The sequence below is a fragment of the Streptomyces sp. NPDC020875 genome, assembly GCF_040641415.1.
In the GTDB taxonomy this organism is placed as follows: domain Bacteria; phylum Actinomycetota; class Actinomycetes; order Streptomycetales; family Streptomycetaceae; genus Streptomyces.
In genome coordinates this window covers 77,384-95,501 of the sequence record NZ_JBFADP010000033.1, presented here as the reverse complement: position 1 = coordinate 95,501, position 18,118 = coordinate 77,384, and the positions used below count along the sequence as shown (strand labels likewise).

At 73.2% G+C, this 18,118-nt stretch carries 13 protein-coding genes; 6 read left to right on the top strand and 7 right to left on the bottom strand.

The genetic code is table 11. From position 1 onward, the window contains the following. Positions 1-564 precede the first annotated feature (564 nt). Both AB0G74_RS20365 and AB0G74_RS20360 read left to right on the top strand, forming a co-directional pair. The gene (locus tag AB0G74_RS20365; protein ID WP_361148140.1) at positions 565-2,307 is read left to right on the top strand and encodes a pyruvate dehydrogenase; all 1,743 of its coding nucleotides are present in this window, start codon (positions 565-567) and stop codon (positions 2,305-2,307) included. 281 nt (positions 2,308-2,588) lie between these two features. After that, positions 2,589-2,966 (top strand): ATP-binding protein, encoded by a 378-nt coding sequence (locus AB0G74_RS20360; RefSeq protein WP_358825980.1) that lies wholly within the window; start codon positions 2,589-2,591, stop codon positions 2,964-2,966. Between the two features lie 104 nt (positions 2,967-3,070). Here AB0G74_RS20360 and AB0G74_RS20355 read toward each other — a convergent pair whose 3' ends face one another. Next, positions 3,071-4,162 (bottom strand): DUF2637 domain-containing protein, encoded by a 1,092-nt coding sequence (locus AB0G74_RS20355; RefSeq protein WP_361148137.1) that lies wholly within the window; start codon positions 4,160-4,162, stop codon positions 3,071-3,073. Positions 4,163-4,451: 289 nt separating this feature from the next. Then, positions 4,452-5,297, bottom strand: coding sequence for a (2Fe-2S)-binding protein (locus AB0G74_RS20350; protein ID WP_361148135.1), 846 nt, complete (start codon positions 5,295-5,297; stop codon positions 4,452-4,454). Between the two features lie 149 nt (positions 5,298-5,446). Here AB0G74_RS20350 and AB0G74_RS20345 point away from each other — a divergent pair, with 149 nt between their 5' ends. Then, positions 5,447-6,280, top strand: coding sequence for a GntR family transcriptional regulator (locus tag AB0G74_RS20345; RefSeq protein ID WP_361148133.1), 834 nt, complete (start codon positions 5,447-5,449; stop codon positions 6,278-6,280). 354 nt (positions 6,281-6,634) lie between these two features. Here the strand turns inward: AB0G74_RS20345 and AB0G74_RS20340 are convergent, their stop codons facing one another. The 5 genes from AB0G74_RS20340 to AB0G74_RS20320 form a co-directional block, all read right to left on the bottom strand. Next, complete coding sequence (locus AB0G74_RS20340) at positions 6,635-7,414, bottom strand: hypothetical protein (RefSeq protein ID WP_361148131.1); 780 nt, start codon at positions 7,412-7,414, stop codon at positions 6,635-6,637. 413 nt (positions 7,415-7,827) lie between these two features. After that, positions 7,828-8,904 carry an ABC transporter ATP-binding protein gene (locus tag AB0G74_RS20335; protein WP_361148129.1) on the bottom strand — a complete coding sequence of 359 codons (1,077 nt, stop codon included), beginning with the start codon at positions 8,902-8,904 and terminating at the stop codon, positions 7,828-7,830. After that, positions 8,901-10,463: an iron ABC transporter permease gene (locus AB0G74_RS20330; protein ID WP_361148127.1), complete on the bottom strand. Its 1,563-nt coding sequence runs from the start codon at positions 10,461-10,463 to the stop codon at positions 8,901-8,903. Before AB0G74_RS20330 ends, AB0G74_RS20335 begins: the two co-directional genes overlap by 4 nt. A 127-nt stretch (positions 10,464-10,590) precedes the next feature. Beyond that, entirely contained in the window at positions 10,591-11,655 is a 1,065-nt protein-coding gene (locus tag AB0G74_RS20325; protein ID WP_361148125.1) for an iron ABC transporter substrate-binding protein, read from the bottom strand. A 394-nt stretch (positions 11,656-12,049) separates the two neighbouring features. Beyond that, positions 12,050-13,756 (bottom strand): PucR family transcriptional regulator ligand-binding domain-containing protein, encoded by a 1,707-nt coding sequence (locus AB0G74_RS20320; protein WP_361148123.1) that lies wholly within the window; start codon positions 13,754-13,756, stop codon positions 12,050-12,052. 369 nt (positions 13,757-14,125) lie between these two features. On the opposite strand from AB0G74_RS20320, the gene AB0G74_RS20315 reads away from it, so the two are divergent. From AB0G74_RS20315 to AB0G74_RS20305, 3 genes are read left to right on the top strand one after another with little or no spacing between them, the layout of a single operon-like run. After that, entirely contained in the window at positions 14,126-15,034 is a 909-nt protein-coding gene (locus AB0G74_RS20315; protein ID WP_361148120.1) for an FAD binding domain-containing protein, read from the top strand. Continuing rightward, positions 15,034-15,714: a (2Fe-2S)-binding protein gene (locus tag AB0G74_RS20310; RefSeq protein WP_361148118.1), complete on the top strand. Its 681-nt coding sequence runs from the start codon at positions 15,034-15,036 to the stop codon at positions 15,712-15,714. Before AB0G74_RS20315 ends, AB0G74_RS20310 begins: the two co-directional genes overlap by 1 nt. Next, positions 15,711-18,101, top strand: coding sequence for a molybdopterin cofactor-binding domain-containing protein (locus AB0G74_RS20305; RefSeq protein ID WP_361148116.1), 2,391 nt, complete (start codon positions 15,711-15,713; stop codon positions 18,099-18,101). The genes AB0G74_RS20310 and AB0G74_RS20305 overlap by 4 nt, the downstream gene beginning before the upstream one ends. Positions 18,102-18,118: the final 17 nt, after the last annotated feature.

The following is an 18,118-nucleotide window of genomic DNA, read 5'->3' as shown; positions in this document are numbered from 1 at the left end:
TCCGCCCGAAGGGCGGGCCCCGCGGCGTCTGGTGCGTGCGATCGCGATGGCGGTGGGGGTCCCCCCGGCGAAGCCAGGGGGCGGTCGTCCTCGTATCGGGCGTACTAGGACGATCCCGACAACGCAGCGTGGGGGTACCGCCCGGGCCGCCAGGCCCAGGGGGAGGGCGTGCCCGGCGTCGCGGGGCAGGCGGGACTTTCGAAACACGCCCTAGGGGGCGAACCACGCGCCCGGCCCCGATGACGTCCGGTCGCCCCCGGCCCGGGGCCGGGCGCCTTCCGGTCGGCGGGGACCGGGAGTTCCCGGGGCGCGGGGAACCGCGCGATCTGCCACGGGCGGCGCGCGGTCGCCGGACGACGCCCGCCCGGCAGGACATCCGCCATGGCCTCGCCCGGAAGGCCAAGGCGCCGGGGTACCCCCATTGCCGAAGGCACCGGCGGCTGAACGCCGACCGACTCCGGGCCCGGGAGCCGGGGCCACCGGGGCTGTCGAGGAGGCGGAAATCCGCGTCCCGTGGGTTGATGGACCTTCAGGCGGACAACGCGAGGAAGGGACCCCACCCCCATGGCCAAGCAGAACGTCGCGGAACAGTTCGTCGACCTCCTCGTCCGCGCGGGCGTCCAGCGGCTCTACGGAGTCGTCGGCGACAGTCTCAATCCCGTCGTGGACGCCATCCGCCGTACCCCCGAGATCGACTGGATCCAGGTCCGCCACGAGGAGACCGCCGCCTTCGCCGCCGGGGCCGAGGCCCAGATCACCGGCAAACTGGCCGCCTGCGCGGGCTCCTGCGGCCCCGGCAATCTGCATCTGATCAACGGTCTCTACGACGCCCACCGCTCCATGGCGCCCGTACTCGCCCTCGCCTCCCACATCCCGTCCGGTGAGATCGGTCTGGGCTACTTCCAGGAGACCCATCCGGACCAGCTCTTCCGCGAGTGTTCCCACTACAGCGAGCTGATCTCGAATCCCAAGCAGATGCCCCGGCTGCTCCAGACCGCGATCCAGCACGCCATCGGCCGCAGCGGGGTCAGTGTCGTCTCCCTCCCCGGCGACATCGCCGCCCAGCAGGCCCCGGAGAAGACCGTGGAGAGCGCGCTGGTCACCTCGCGCCCCTCGGTGCGCCCCGGCGACGGCGAGATCGACAAACTGGTCCGGATGATCGACGAGGCCGACCGGGTGACGCTCTTCTGCGGCAGCGGCACCGCGGGCGCCCATCGCGAGGTGATGGAGTTCGCCGAACGGGTGAAGTCACCCGTCGGCCACGCCCTGCGCGGCAAGGAGTGGATCCAGTACGACAATCCCTTTGATGTCGGCATGAGCGGGCTCCTCGGTTACGGCGCCGCCTACGAGGCCACCCATGAATGCGATCTGTTGATCCTGCTGGGCACCGACTTCCCGTACAACGCCTTCCTCCCCGACGATGTGAAGATCGCCCAGATCGATATCCGCCCGGAGAACCTGGGCCGCCGTTCCAAGCTCGACCTCGCCGTCTGGGGCGATGTCCGGGAGACCCTGCGCTGTCTGAACTCCCGGGTCCGGATCAAGAACGACCGGCGCTTCCTCGACAAGATGCTGAAGAAGCACGCCGACGCGCTGGAGGGCGTGATCAAGGCGTACACCCGCAAGGTCGACAAGCACGTCCCGATTCACCCGGAGTACGTCGCCTCCGTCCTGGACGAACTCGCCGACGAGGACGCGATCTTCACCGTCGATACCGGGATGTGCAATGTCTGGGCGGCCCGCTACATCTCTCCGAACGGCCGCCGCCGGATCATCGGCTCCTTCAGCCACGGTTCGATGGCGAACGCGCTGCCGCAGGCGATCGGCGCCCAGTTCACGGACCGCGGCCGGCAGGTCGTGTCGATGTCCGGCGACGGCGGCTTCACCATGCTGATGGGCGACTTCCTCACCCTGGTCCAGTACGACCTGCCGGTGAAGGTCGTGCTCTTCAACAACTCGTCCCTGGGGATGGTCGATCTGGAGATGCTGGTCGCCGGGCTCCCGTCCTACGGCACCCACAACGAGAACCCCGACTTCGCGGCCATCGCGCGGGCTTCGGGCGCGTACGGCATCCGGGTCGAGAAACCCCGCCAGCTCGCCCATGCCCTCAAGGAGGCGTTCAAGCACAAGGGCCCGGCCCTGGTCGATGTGGTCACCGACCCCAACGCCCTCTCCATTCCGCCGAAGATCAGCGCCGAGATGGTGACCGGCTTCGCCCTCTCCGCGAGCAAGATGGTGCTCGACGGAGGAGTCGGGCGGATGGTGCAGATGGCCCGTTCCAATCTGCGCAATGTGCCCAGGCCCTGAGTGGAAAGGCTCCGGCAGAAGGCGTAGACCACATCCGTCCGCTGCGGGAAAAAACCCCTCTCCCGACCCCTTGACCCCCTTCACCATGCGTGGCCCGCCCCCGAAAGGGGCAGGGCTCTCCTGGAATGGTCGGTACGCACCGTCGTGACGAGGAGTCCGGCGTTCAACGGGTGGGGATGATGACAGTGCGTCAGGGAGGGGCCGGTTCCGCCTCGGACGGATCCGGTCGAATCGGGGGACAGCCCGGACGGGCTCGCGGAAGGGAGCGGCTGCATCGCCGGATGGGGTGCGGTGATCTGAAAGCGGTGCCCGAAGTCCGCCACGGCTTACGGGAACTGCTCGGACAGTGGGGCGGTGGCGGCACCGCCGACGTCGCCGAACTGCTCGCGAGCGAACTGGTGACCAACGCGCTGATCCATACGGACCACGGCGCGGTCGTCACGGCGACCGTCGGCACCTCGACCCTCAGGGTGGAGGTACGCGACTTCGTGGAGGGCTTCCCGGAGCCGCCCGCGGTCTCCCGGGAGCCGCGCCGGGAACAGGATCTCCTCGACACCCACGGCCGCGGTCTGGCACTGGTCCAGAGCCTGGCGGACTCCTGGGGCGTCAGGACCCAGCACGCGGGCAAGGTCGTCTGGTTCGAACTCAACGCCGCCTGACCGCGACCGGCCGCCGGCCTTCGAGCGGCTGGCCCGGCGGACCACAGGAGGGGCCGCCCCGGAATCCGGGGCGGCCCCTCCCGCGATCACGATCGGAGATCCGGTCAGCCGAACTGCTGCTCCAGATCCTTCAGCTTCCGCTCCAGGGAATCCAGCCTGGGCAGGGTCATCGTGTCGTCCTCCGCCGTCAGGTCGACGACCTTAGGCTCGGGGGCGGCCGATGCCGCGGGCTCCAGGGAGTGCACGGATCGAAGCGGCAGCTGTCCCGTCGTTATGGCAGGCTCCGCTACGGTGGCCGAACTCTCCGTCAGGGCACCCGCGGAACTCCCCGACTGGCTCGAAGCGGCCCCGCCGGCCGGGCTCGCGGTCAGCGCCGGAAGGTTCGGATCGGCCATCACCCGGCCGCGCCCCCAGGCCCTGTGCTGCCGGTTGAGCGCCTTGATCCGGGCCCGCTCCAGCTTCGCCTGGTCCCGGGTGCGCATCTTGTGCTGCTTCTTCTTGGCCTCTTCCTCACGGACCTCCTCGACCGCCTCGTCCAGGGTGCGGACGCCCTCCAGGAGCATCAGCGACCAGGCGTTGAAGGTCTCACGAGGCGCCCGCAGCCACCGGACGACCCGGATCTGCGGCAGCGGGCGGGGCACCAGACCCTGCTCGCGCAGGGCGGCCCGGCGGGTCTGCTTCAGCGCGCGGTCGAAGAGCACCGCGGCCGACAGGGACATACCGGCGAAGAAGTGCGGCGCGCCCGCGTGGTCCACACCCCGGGGGGCGTGCACCCAGTTGAACCAGGCCGCGGCGCCCGCGAACGTCCACACCAGCAGGCGGGAGCCGAGGGCCGCGTCACCGTGGCTGGCCTCGCGGACGGCGAGCACCGAGCAGAACATGGCCGCGCCGTCGAGGCCGAAGGGCACGAGGTACTCCCAGCCTCCCGACAGGTTCAGGTTCTGCCGGCCGAAGCCGACCAGACCGTGGAAGGAGAGTGCGGCGGCCACCGCGGCACAGCAGAAGAGGAGGACATAGGAAGCCGTGGCGTACATGGCTTCCTTGCGCCTGCGGCGCTCCTCACTGCGCTCCCAGGAATCCTCGGGCTCCGATTTCGCCGAAGCCTTCTTGCCGCGCTGGAGCACGGCGATCGCGACCAGGACTCCCACGAGCATCACGGCGCCGGGAAGCAACCAGGATAGCGATATGTCTCTCATGTTGTCGGCGTCCCTTTACATCTGCATCGCGGTAGGCGGTCGGCCGCCATACTGACCGAAGTCCGGGCGATCCCAGGGGGTTTCATGGCAAGAGAACGCCAAATGGGGCCATACGGCATACGGATAGCTGGGTTTCCCTCGAACTGCCGTATGGGCAGCGGGAGTTGCGTACGATTTATATCACCCGGAAGGGGGGTGTGACATCCGGAGCGTGACATCGGTTCCGGGTCTTCCGGCGAGGCGTCACCAGGGTCTCCGGACGCCCCTCCGGGCCGTCCGTCCGCTCGGGTCAGGCGTTCGGCAGCAGCCGGGCCACCCGGTCCGCGTCGCAGGTCCGCGGGCAGGTGACACAGGTGTCGTCCGGGCGCAGTGTATAGAAGAGACAGCAGCTCGCGCGGTCCCGGGTCGGCAAACGCTCGCCCGAGGGGCCGGGCAGCGTACGGAAGCCGGGCGTGCCGACGTACGGCTTCACGGTGCCGGGCAGCAGCTCCTGAAGCTCCGTCATGGCCCGCTGCCGTTCGCCCAGCCGCTCGCCGATGTACCAGAGGCCCTCGACGACCTCGTCCGTCACCATGCCCCAGAGCGCCCGGCGGCCGCGCCGCATCCGCGGGGCGAAACCGTCGAGCAGCGGGCCGATGTGGTCGGCGACGGCGGTCCGCACCTCGTCGCGCAGCGCGGCCTCGTCCGGGACGACCCGGGCGCCGGGCAGTACGGCCGCCGGATCGTCCGGCAGACAGGCGAAGTCGGTCACCCGGACCACCATCCGGCGGTCCGTCCGGTGGTACGCCACCCCGGCCGGATCGACCCTCGGCACCCGGCGGCGCAGAAACCAGGGGACGGTGATCAGCAGCAGGGCCGGCCAGGCGTACCGGTGCAGCCCGAAGCTGGCGACCACGTCCGGGCGGGCCTCCTCGTCGTAGTCGCGGCGGATCTGGTCGGCGTCCCAGGCGAGGAATCCGTCGAGCGCCGGGCCGCCCGCGGCCAGTTCGTCCGCGCGGAACCAGCCCTCGCCCGCCGGGACGGCGTCCCCCGGCCCCAGCTCGCGAAAGGCCAGGCCCGGGTACGCCTCGCCGAGGCGGGCATACGCGTCCGCGACGGGCGAAGCGGGCGCGGGCAGTAGCGCGGGCAGGGTCATACGGGACCGCCGAATCCACGATCGACTTCAGGTTAGGCTTACCTTACCCGAGCCGCGCGGTGTTTGAACGAGAGGCCCGGCCGTTATGGTGCACTCCGGGGGGTCGGGCGGACGGCGGCCGGGCCCCGGCAGGCCGGAGGAGGACCCGAGTGGAGCAGGCCCCGAGTCGGGACGCGGGGACGACCCGCGCCGGATCCGTGTCCGCGGCGCCGTCCGGTCCGCCGGGCCGGTCCGGGACACCGGGGGGCGGCGTACCGCGTCCGCCGTTCACGGTCCCGCCGCCGCGCGGCGGCTCGCCGCGCGGGCCGGTCGTCGCGGACGCGCCCCAGCCCACCGGAAGCGGCCCGCTGTACACCGCCTCGGCACCGCTCGCGCACCGGGAGATCCGCCGGCACTCGCTACGGGAACAGATCCTCCAGGCCCTGCGCGGCGCGCTGCTCGACGGCGACCTCGCCCCCGGAGAGGTCTACTCGGCACCGGCGCTCGGACTCCGGTTCGGGGTCTCCGCTACGCCCGTCCGGGAGGCGATGCAGCAACTCGCCAGTGAGGGAGCGGTCGAGGTCGTCCCCAACCGCGGCTTCCGGATCTCGGTCCGGGGCCCCCGCGAGCGGGCCGAACTCGCCGAGGTCCGGGCCCTGATCGAAGCCCCCGTCGTACTGCGGCTCGCCCGTACCCTGCCCGCCGACCGCTGGGCCGGGCTCCGTCCCCTCGCGGACGCGGCGGCGGTCGTCGCGGCGACCGGTGACCGCGCGGGCTACGCGGAGGCGGACCGCGCCTTCCACCGCGCGGTCCTGTCACTCGGCGGCAACGACCAGTTGGTGGCGGTCGCCGACGATCTGCACCGGCGCTCCCAGTGGCCGCCCGCGGGTACCTGCCTCATCGCCGACGCGGCGCAGCACATCCGGCTCCTGGAGGCGCTCACCTCCGACGACGTGCCCGCGGCGCTCCCCTTGATCGAAGCCCACTTCGGCCCGACGCCCTGAAGGGGCGCCCCTGTTGCCGGAGGCGATGAGGGGGCGCGGGGAACCGTGCGACCAGTCACCCGACGGGGCGGTCGGAGTGATTCGTTCATGGTCGCGGCGGGGTGCCGCGTCGCGCCGTACCGATGACCTCTGTTCCCGGCCGGACGGCCGCCCCTGGTAGTTCGCGTGGCTCCGCCCCCTGTGCCTCCGGCAATGGGCGGATCCTCGGCGCCCCCGAGATTCCCTGTGCCCGTTGGCCGTTCGGCCCGGGGCCGGGCCGAGTGTGCCAGGGGCGCGGGGAACCGCGCGAGCAACCGACGACGGGGCGCGGGCTACGAAGACGGCCGGGGTGGTGGCGCGGGCCGGCCGCAGGGGTTACGCGGCGGGTTCCGAGGGGTGGGGGATCGGTGGGGGGAGGCGGTCCGCGAGCCAGACCGGGACCCCGCCCAGGAGGCGGAACAAGCGGCCCGCCTCCGCGCGCAACCGCTGTGCCTCCGGCTCCGGTTCGCAGTCCGCGAGGGCCGCGAGAGCCGGGGCCGTACCGATCAGATAGCCCAGCTCCACCCGGAGCCGCAGCGCCTCCGTGAAGCCGTGCCGGGCCTCCGCGATCTCGCCCTCGCGGAGGGCGATCCGGGCCAGGTGGTGGAAGGTGAACGACATCAGCAGCCGGTCGCCGCCCGCCGCCGCCCCTTCGTGGGCCCTGCGGTACGCGGCCCTGGCCGCCTGCGGCGAGTCCGCGATGTGTTCGGCGAGCAGGCCCCGCCGGAAGTCGAGCAGCGGTCGCGCGGGTGAGACCGGTGAGAGCAGGGCCGCGGCCCGGCCGAGCGCCGTTCGGGCCTCGTCGGCCCGGTCGCGTACCCCGAGGACGGTGGCCGCGTAGGCCAGTCGGCCGCGTTCGCAGGCCGCGCCCCCGCGTTCCTCGTCGTCGCGGGCGCCCGCCTCGGCGGTCCGCAGGGCGTCTTCCGCGTCGGCCCAGCCGTCGCCCGTGTACATGCAGCGCTCCACCAGGAGCCCGACCCGCTCCAGCGCGGCGGCGGGTTCCGCGGCGTGCGGGGCGAGCAGGGCGGCCGCGTCGGTCCAGCAGCCGCGTGAACGCAGCCGCCAAACCGCGGTCTGGAGTGGATCGTCACCGGCTGTGGTCCCAAAACCAGACATGGCGGTGTGCGCCACTACGCCCTCCCCGAGCACGCCGTCGAGCTGTTGAGTATGGGGAATCTCAGCATGGATCGACCCGCCGGGCCAAGGGGTTGAGTGAATCAATTCACAAACTTTGGCCATGGGGCGGGTGATGATCCGTGATATTGATCCACAAGACGCCCCCGACACGCGTCAACAGCGGCGATTCACCGGTGGCCGGTAACCGTCGGGGAGTTGACGATCTTCATTCGATCTTCGTACCGGACTGTCAGCAAGCCGCCCGGCGGGTTTCCGGCCCGGCCCGTGGCCGGGACCCGTGGTGGGACCACCGACAGGGCCGGGGGCGGGTCGCGGTACCGGGCCGGTGGTGATATGGGGAGCGCCGGCCGCGCGGACTCCCCCTCCTCCTTCCGGGCCCCGCCCCCGCGCGGTCAGTCGCGGTGGAACGTCGCCGCGCCGGAGGCCACCACGCCGGCCTCGTCGCCCGGGTGGAAGACGGGCGCGCCGGGCGCGCGGGCCGTGACGGTGCCGACGCCGGGCACGTCGAGCAGGGTCAGGGTGTCGTGGCCGTGGTAGCGGACCTCGGTCACCCGGCCGACGGTCCGGCCGCCGCCCGGCGCGTCCCGGACCGGGACCAGGGCGAGCTGTTCGGGGCGGAGGGCGACCGTACCGGCGCCGGACGCGTCGGCGGCCACGGTGACCGCGCCGAGGGGTGTGGTCGCGGTCGAGTCGCCCGCGGTGGCCGGGAGGAGGACGGCCTCGCCGACGAAGGTCGCCACCCACGGGTCGGCGGGGGCGGCGTACAACTCGTGGGGCGTACCGGACTGGGCGACCCGGCCGTCCCGGATGACGGCGACCCGGTCGGCACAGGACAGGGCCTCCTCCTGGTCGTGGGTGACCAGGACGGCGGTGGTGCCCGCGGCCCGGAGCGCGGCCCTGACATCGGACCGCAGCTCCGCCCGCAGGGCGCTGTCCAGGGCGTTGAAGGGCTCGTCGAGGAGGACGAGGGCGGGCCGGGGCGCCAGTGCGCGGGCGAGGGCGACGCGCTGCTGCTGTCCGCCGGAGAGTTCGTGCGGCATCCGGTCGCCGTAGTCGGCGAGCCCCACCAGGGTGAGCATCTCGGCGGCCCGGGACCGGCGTTCGGCCCGGCCGACGCGGGTGAGTCCGAAGGCGACGTTGCGGGCGACGGAGAGATGCGGGAAGAGGGCGCCTTCCTGGGCGACGATCCCGATACCGCGCCGCTCGGGCGGCACGGCGACCCCGGGGCCGCTGACGATCCGGTCGCCGAGGGCTATCTCCCCGGAGTCGGGGGCGATGAATCCGGCGACGATCCGCAGCAGGGTCGTCTTGCCGCAGCCGGAGGGGCCGAGTACGGCGGCGAGTTCGCCGGGGCCGACGGTCAGATCGAGGCCGTCCAGGACCCGTTGGGCCTTCGGGCCGCGGCCGTAGGAGCTGGTGACGGCGGTGATACGCAGCCCGGCGGGGGCGGCCGGTTCGGTCGCGGTCATGAGCGCCTTCCGAGCAGATAGGAGGGGACGGCGGCGACGAGGACGATCGCCGCCGCGTAGGGGGCGGCGCCCGCGAAGGCGCCCGCGCCCGTCTCGGTCCACAGCCGGGTGGCCAGGGTGTCCGTACCGGTGGGCCGGAGCAGCAGGGTGGCCGGCAGCTCCTTCATGATCACCACGAAGGTGAGGGCGGCGCCCGCGCCGATGCCGGGCGCGGCCAGCGGCACCGTGATCTCCCGCAGGACCTGGAGGGGGCTCCGCCCCAGAGACCTGGCCACGTCCTCCAGCACCGGCGGCGACTGGAGTACGGCGGCGCGCGCGGAGGCGACGGCCACCGGCAGGAAGAGCACCACATACGCGGTGATCAGCAGCGGCAGCTCCTGGTAGACCGGGTAGGCGTACCGTACGGCGAAGAAGACCAGGGCCAGTCCGACGGTGATGCCGGGCACGGCGTGGCCCGCGTAGACCGACTGCTCCAGCAGCCGGGCGAACCGGCCGGTGTGCCGGGCCGACAGTACCCCGACGGGCAGGGCGAGCAGGGTCGTGACGGCCGCGCCGATCGCGGCGACGGTGACCGTGGCGACGGTGGCGTCCCAGAGCTTGCCGCCGTCGAAGCCGGAGTTGCCCGCCGTCAGCCAGTAGGCGAGGGTCCCCAGGGGGAAGGCGACGGCCGCCCCGGCGACGGCGGCGCACCAGGCGAGGGCGGGCGCGGTCGCGGCGCCGAGCCGCAGCCGGACCGGGGGCCGGGCGCTGCCCCGACCGGTGCGGGCGTGTCCGGCGCGGCCCCGGGTGCGGTTCTCCGCCAGCACCAGCAGCACCGTCATCAGGACCAGGACGCAGCCGAGTACCGCGGCCGGGGTGCGGTCGAAACTGGCCTGGTAGGAGGTGTGGATGGCGCGGGTGAAGGTGTCGTAGCGGGTGATGGAGACCGAGCCGAAGTCGGAGAGGACGTAGAGCGCGACGAGGATCGCGCCGCCCGCCGCCGCGGGCCTCAGCTGGGGCAGGGTGACCCGGACGAAGGTACGGAACGCGCCGTGCCCCAGGGAGCGGGCGGCCTCCTCCTGTGCCGGGTCGATGCCGCGCAGTACCGCGGCGACCGGCAGGAAGACATAGGGGAAGCAGGCGAGGGTGAGGGTGATCGCCGCGCCGGGCAGCCCTTCGAGCGACGGGAAGGCGGAGATCCAGGTGAAGGCGGCCACATAGCTGGGTACGGCCAGCGGCAGGGTCGCCAGGACCGCCCAGGCCCGGCGGCCCGGCAGGTCGGTACGGACCGTCAGCCAGGCGAGGGAGACGCCGATCAGCAGCGATCCGGTGACGACGATCGCGGTCAGCCAGAGGCTGCGGCCCAGCAGTTCGAGGGTCCGGGGCTCGGTGACGATGTCCCAGGCGAAGCCCCGGCCGCGCTCCAGGGCGCGGACGCCGAGATAGCCGAGCGGAAGCAGCGCGATCAGCGCCGCCGCCACGGCGGGCAGCAGCAGGACGAGCGGGGGAGTACGCCGACCGGCCGCCGCGCGGTGCGCGGCGGCCGATATGCGCACGGACCGGGTGGTGTCGGTGCTCAAGGCGGTGGTGTTCTCGTCTCCGGTGGGATCGACGGGGGTACGGCCGCGAACACGGCCCGGGGCGGGTCCGAGGGATCAGGCGCGAGCCGGGCCGGATCCCTCGGACGACGCCCTGCGTCCGCCGGGCTCAGACCATGCCCGCTTCGCGGATCATCTCCAGCGTCTTCTGGAGCGAGTCGAGCTTGCCGAGGTCGATCTTCGGGGCCTTCAGGGACGCCAGCGGCGGCAGTCCGGCGACGGGCGAGGCGACCCCGGCGGTCAGCGGGTACTCCTTGGTCTCCGAGGCGAAGTACTGCTGGGCCTCCGCGGAGAGCAGGTAGTCGACGGCCTTCTCGGCCGCGGCGCTCTGGCCGCCGTCCTTGAGGACCCCCACGCCCGCGACGTTGACCAGGGCGCCCGGGTCGCCGCCCGGCAGGAAGTGGATCTTCGCCTTGAGCTTGTCGGTGCCGACCTCTGCGGCCTTCTCGTACCAGTAGTAGTGGTTGATCAGACCGAGCGGGACCTCGCCCTTGTCGACGGCGTCGAGGATCGCGCCGTTCTTGGCGTACGGCTTGGCGCCGTTGGCCTTGAAGTCCTTCAGCCACTTCGCGGTGGCGTCGTCGCCCTCCAGGACCCGCATGCCGGTGACGAACGCCTGGAAGGAGGCGTTGGTGGGTGCGTAGCCGACCTTGCCCTTCCACTCGGGCTTCGTGAGGTCCTTGACGCTGTCCGGAGCCTTGGGGGCCTTGTCCGGGTTGTACGCGATCACCCGCGAGCGGCCCGAGACACCGACCCAGTCGCCCTCGCCGCCGCGGAAGGCCGTGTCGACCTTGTTCAGCGACTTCTCCGGCAGCTTCGCCAGCAGTCCGGCGCCGGAGAGCGCGCCGAGGGCGCCCGCGTCCTGGGAGAAGAAGAGACCGGCCTTGGTGCGCTTGCCCTCCTCCAGGATCTGGGCGGCGAGTTCGGCGCTGTCGCCGTAGCGGACCTGGACCTTGGTCCCGGTCGCCTTCTCCAGCTTCTCGATGATCGGGCCGATCAGCTTCTCGTTGCGGCCGGAGTAGATGACGAGTTCATCGGCCTTCTGCGCCGTCGAGCCGTCCTTCTTGTCGCTCTTGTCACCCTTTTCGTCCGAGCCGCAGGCGGCGAGGACGGGGACGAGCAGGGCCGTGGAAACGGCGAGTGCCGTGCCGCGGCGAACGAGCGAACGGCGCATGTTGAGCCTCCTGAGGGGCCCGCGGCGGCCGAATCGGCAGGACTGGTCTGCGCGCGGGAGGAAAAAGCGGATGCGCTTATAAATATGGTGAGCCTTGCCTTAGTGTCAATTTTCGGCCACATGGTGGCTGATCTTGCCGGGGTGAAAGGCGCTCAGTGGACCGGCCCGGACGCGTATCGCCGGTCTGGCCGGGGGGTCGGACGTACATGCCGGGACGTGCCGTCGGCCGCCGGGATCCGCCGGGCCGCCGCCCGCGACCCGCCGGGCGCGTGTGCCGCGCCACCCTCGGGAACGGCCGGCCGGAACGCGGCCGGGACTCGCAGGTCGCACGCCCGGGCACCGCCCCCGTTCCGCGCGGCGGACCTGCCCGCCCCCGCCCGGCCGTGCCCCGGTGTCAGCTCATCCGCAGGGCCAGGAAGAAGTCCAGCTTGTCCTCCAGCCGGGACAGGTCCCGGCCGGTGAGCTGCTCGATCCGGCCCACCCGGTAGCGCAGCGTGTTGACGTGCAGATGGAGCCGGGTCGCGCAGCGGGTCCACGAGCCGTCGGAGTCGAGGAACGCCTCCAGCGTCGGGATCAGCTCGGCGCGGTGCCGCCGGTCGTACTCCCGCAGCGGATCCAGCAGCCGGGCGGTGAAGGCCCGGCGGACGTCGTCGGGGACGAAGGGCAGCAGCAGGACGTGTGACGCCAGTTCGTGGTGGCCCGCCGCGCAGACCCGGCCCGGCCGGGCCGCGGCGACCCGGCGGGCGTGCCGGGCCTCCTCCAGCGCGCCGCGCAGGCCCTCCGCCGACGAGACGGCGGCGCTGACGCCGATGGTGAGCCGCCGGTCGTCGCCGAGCCCGGCCGACAGGGGCTCGCGTACCGCCGCCAGCAGCGCGTCCGCGTGCAGGGACTCCTCGGTGGCGGGGGTGTCCCCGGTCGGCGGCAGTGCCGAGAGCGGTACGAGGGCGATCGCCTCGCCGCCCGCGTGGGCCACGGCGATCCGGTCGCCCGGTTCGGCGCCGCCGGCCGCCGGGTCGATCAGGATCTCCTCCAGCAGGGCGCGGGCGAGCGGCCCGGACGTCTCGTCGGCCGCCGGGTCCCCGCTGGTGTCCCGGCCCTCGTCGACCCGGGCGACCACGACCTGCCAGTGCGGCGCGGTCCCCAGTCCCGGCAGCAGTACGGGGGCCGCCACCCGCAGCCGGGCCGCGACCTCGGCGGGCGCAGCGCCCGTACGGACCAGCTCCAGCACCTCCTGGGCGAGCCTGCGGCGGACCGTACGGGCCGCGTCGCCCCGGTCCCGCTCCACGGCGATCAGCTGGGTGACGCCCTGGAGGAGGTCCAGCCGCTCGGCGGGCCAGTCGGCGGCGTCCGCCTCGACGGCCAGCAGCCAGCCGGAGAGCACCGCCTCCCGGGGGTCGCCGCCCCCGTCGGCCGCCGGGTCGGCGGGGCCGACCGGGAAGAGGGAGTACACCGTCCCTCCGGCGGTCACCCGGTACGGGGCCCGGCGGCCCGCGCGCCCGGCCGCCAGATGCTCGGTGGCCAGGGCCGACCGTACGGCCGCCGACGGCGCGGCGGCCCCCGGGGCGTCACCCGGGCCCGCGATCCGCCGTCCGGTGGGGGAGAGCAGCCAGGCCCGCAGATCCAGATCGGAGCCGAGGAGATCGAGTACGACCTCCGGGCCGCCGCCCGCGGGGCCCGAGGTCATCAGCCGCCGGTGCCGGTCCACCACGGCCGCCAGATCGCCCGCCCGCTCGCCCGAGACCTGCCGCACCACGTACTCGGTGATCGTCGCGAAGGCCACCGCCTCGTTCACCGCGAACAGCGGCATCCGGTGCCGGGCGCAGGCCGCCACGAGATCCTCCGGTACGGCCCCCAGTTCGGCCTCCCCGGCCGCGAGACCCGCCACCCCGGCCCGGGCCAGGATCCGGACGAAGGACTCCGAGTCCTCCGGCGCGTGCCGCCACGCCAGCCCGGTGAGCACCAGCTCACCGCCCGACAGATAGCGGCTCGGGTCCCGCAGGTCCGTGGTCATCACCCCGCGGACCGCGCGGTCCAGCTCGTCGTCCCCGCCGAGCAGCCGCAGCCCCAGCGCCTCGTTCTCCAGCAGTGCGCGCAGCCGCATCCGGTAGCCGCCGATCCGTTCTCGTCGCTCGTGTACCGGGGACGCCCGGGGTCGTACCGGCCGCGGTGACGCTCCGGTCACCGGTGGTACCGGCTCGCCGCGCCCGTATGTCCCGTCCTGTGTTTGTCTGAATCTACAAGAAGTACCGACCGGCCAGCGAACTCCTTCGGGGGTTCGGTGACTGCACCGGGCACGGCGCCGCTTTGTGTACTGGTTACGCGCCGTGCACGACCCCGGACGACGCCCCGACGGGCGGAACGGCCGTCCGGGTGCCTGCCGGGGCCTTCCGGGACCTTTCGGGCCACCGGGGACCACCGGCCTCCCGGAGACCGACCGGCCACCGGGACCGCCGCAGAAGAGAGCCAGCGCATGGAATTCCTCCGGCCCGCGACCTGGGACGAGGCACTCGCCGCCAAGGCCGCCCACCCCGCCGCCGTGCCCATCGCGGGCGGGACGGACGTCATGGTGGAGATCAACTTCGACCATCGGCGCCCCGGCCACCTGATGGACCTCGGCCGGATCGGCGAACTGAGCCGGTGGGAGACGGACGGCGCGACCGTACGGCTCGGCGCCTCGGTCCCGTACACCCGGATCATCGAACGGCTGGCGACCGAGCTGCCCGCACTCGCGCGCGCCGCCCGTACCGTCGCCTCCCCCCAGATCCGCAACCGGGCCGGTGTCGGCGGCAATCTGGGCACCGCGTCCCCGGCCGGGGACGCCCATCCGGCGCTGCTCGCCGCGGGTGCCGAGATCGAGGCCGCCTCGGTCCGCGGCACCCGCCGGATCCCGGTCGACGACTTCTACACCGGCGTCAAACGGAACGCCCTCGCCCCCGACGAACTGATCCGGGCCGTCCGTATCCCCCGGGCCGACGGGCCCCAGCAGTTCGCCAAGGTCGGCACCCGCAACGCCATGGTGATCGCGGTCTGCGCCTTCGGCCTCGCCCTCCACTCCGCGACCCGTACGGTCCGGACCGGGATCGGCTCCGCCGCCCCCACCCCGATCCGGGCCAGGACCGCCGAGGAGTTCCTGGCCGCGGCCCTGGCCGACGGCGGGTACTGGGACGAGCCGAGGCCCCTGCCGCCCGCCGTGGCGCGGGAGTTCGCCGCCTTGGCCGCCGGTGCCTGTGTCCCCATCGACGACGTCCGGGGCACCGCCGCCTACCGGCGGCACGCCGTCGGCGTCCTGGCCCGCCGCACCCTGACCTGGGCCTGGGAGGAGTACCGGAGCACCGGCGGCGGGGACACCACGACCGAAGGAACCGGAGGAGCGGTCTGATGCGGATCGAACTGACCGTCAACGGGCGGCGGCTGACCGCCGACGACGTCTGGGAGGGCGAGAGCCTGCTCTACGTCCTGCGGGAACGGCTCGGGCTGCCCGGCTCCAAGAACGCCTGCGAACAGGGCGAGTGCGGCTCCTGCACGGTCCGGCTCGACGGTGTCCCGGTCTGCTCCTGTCTGGTGGCCGCCGGGCAGGCCGAGGGGCGGGACGTGATCACCGTCGAAGGGCTCGCCGCACTCGCCCGCCGCCGCGCCGAACGGGCCGCCGCGCCGCCCGGCCCCGGCGACGGCGACGGTCCGGCCGCGGTACCGGAGACGTACGACGCGACGCCGGAGACGGACGACACGGCAGCGGTACCGGAGGCGTACGACGGAACCCCGGGCACCTCCGGTACGGCACCGGCCGCGCCCGGCGCCGTACCGGGAGCGCCCGGCCAGGACCTCGCGCCGATCCAGCGGGCCTTCGTCGAAGCCGGCGCCGTCCAGTGCGGCTTCTGCACCCCCGGCCTCCTCGTCGCCGCCGACGAACTCCTCGAACGCCGGCCGGATCCCTCCGACTCCGATATCCGGGAAGCCCTCGCGGGCAATCTCTGCCGCTGTACCGGCTACGAGAAGATCCTCGACGCGGTACGGCTCGCCGCCGCCCGCCGCCCCACCGGAGAGGGCACCCCGCGATGACCGTCACCGGCAGCCCCACCGATCTCACCCAGAACGCCCACACCACCCCCGGCGGCGTCGGCGAGTCCACCCTCCGCCCCGACGGCACCCTCAAGGTCACCGGCGAGTTCGCCTACTCGTCCGACCTGTGGCACGAGGACATGCTGTGGGGCCACACCCTGCGCTCCACCGTCGCCCACGCCGGGATCCGCTCCATCGACATCTCCGGCGCCCTCGCCGTCCCCGGCGTCCACGCCGTCCTCACCCACGAGGACCTGCCCGCCGCGGTCACCCACTACGGCCTGGAGATCGAGGACACCCCCGTCCTCGCCCACCGCAAGGTCCGGCACCACGGCGAACCCGTCGCCCTGGTCGCCGCCGACCATCCCGAGACCGCCCGCAGGGCCGCCGCGAAGATCCGCGTCGACTACGCCGAACTGCCCGTCGTCACCGACGAGGCGTCCGCCACCGCGCCCGGCGCCGTACTCGTCCACGAACACCGCACCGACCCGCACAGCCACCACGTCCCCCACCCCAACGTCGTCCACCGGCAGCCGATCGTCCGCGGCGACGCCTCCGCTGCCGCGCTGCGCGCCGATACCGTCGTCACCGGCGACTATGTCTTCGGCATGCAGGACCAGGCGTTCCTCGGCCCCGAATCCGGGCTCGCCGTGCCCGGCGACGACGGCGGCGTCGATCTGTACGTCGCCACCCAGTGGCTCCACTCCGACCTCGCCCAGATCGCCCCCGTACTCGGACTGCCCGAGGAGAAGGTCCGGATGACCCTCTCCGGCGTCGGCGGCGCCTTCGGCGGCCGCGAGGACCTCTCCATGCAGATCCACGCCTGTCTGCTGGCCCTGCGCACCGGCCGTCCCGTCAAGATGGTCTACGACCGCTACGAATCCTTCTTCGGCCACGTCCACCGCCACCCCGCCCGGCTCCACTACGAACACGGCGCCACCCGCGACGGCAGACTCACCCACGTCCGCTGCCGGATCGTTCTCGACGGCGGCGCCTACGCCTCCTCCTCCCCGGCCGTCGTCGGCAACGCGGCCTCCCTCGGCATCGGCCCCTATGTCGTCGACGACATCGAGATCGAGGCCCTCGCCCTCTACACCAACAACCCGCCGTGCGGCGCCATGCGCGGCTTCGGCGCCGTCCAGGCGTGCTTCGCCTACGAGGCCCAGATGGACAAGCTCGCCGCCGCCCTCGGCCTGCACCCGGTCGAACTCCGCCGGATCAACGCCATGTCCCAGGGCGCCACCATGCCCACCGGACAGACCGTGGACTCCCCGGCGCCCGTCGCCGAACTGCTGCGCCGGGTCGAGGCCCGGCCCCTGCCGCCGGAACGGCAGTGGGAGGTCGCGGGCGGCGCCCCCGACCTGCGGGCCCTGCCGGGCGGGGTCGGCGGCACCACCCGGGGCGAGGGCGTCGTCCGGGGCGTCGGCTACGCCGTCGGCATCAAGAACGTCGGCTTCTCCGAGGGCTTCGACGACTACTCGACCGCCCGGGTCCGGCTGGAGATCGCCGGGGGTGTCCCGGTCGCCACCGTGCACACCGCGATGGCGGAGGTCGGCCAGGGCGGAGTCACCGTCCACGCCCAGATCGCCCGGACCGAACTCGGCGTCACCCAGGTCACCATCAGCCCGGCCGACACCCGGGTCGGCTCGGCCGGCTCCACCTCCGCCTCCCGCCAGACCTATGTCACCGGAGGCGCCGTCAAACACGCCTGCGAGACCGTCCGCGAGCAGGTGTTCGAACTGGGGCGCCGCCGCCTCGGCTCCCACCACCCCGCCTGGGCGCAACCCGGACTCCGGCTCGAAGGCGGCCGGGTCGTCACCGACACCGGCGAGACCCTGGCCGAACTCGCCGACGTGCTGGGAGACGAGGCGGTGGACGTCGTACGGGAGTGGCGGCACCGGCCGACCCAGCCCTTCGACCGGACCACCGGACAGGGCCGGGGGCATGTGCAGTACGCCTTCGCCGCCCATCGCGCCGTGGTCGAGGTCGACACCGAACTCGGCCTGGTCAAGGTCGTCGAACTGGCCTGCGCCCAGGACGTCGGCAAGGCCCTCAACCCGCTCTCCGTCATCGGCCAGATCCACGGCGGCTCCACCCAGGGCCTCGGCGTGGCCCTGATGGAGGAGATCCTGGTCGACCCCGTCACCGCCAAGGTCCGCAACCCGTCCTTCACCGACTATCTGATCCCCACCCTCCTCGACACCCCCACCATGCCCGTCGACGTCCTCGAACTCGCCGACGACCACGCGCCGTACGGGCTGCGCGGCGTCGGTGAGGCCCCCACCCTCTCCGCCACCCCCGCCATCCTCGCGGCGATCCGGGCCGCCACCGGACTCGAACTGAACCGGGTCCCCGTCCGGCCGGAACACCTCACCGGCACGGCCTGAGGACATCGGGCAGGGGC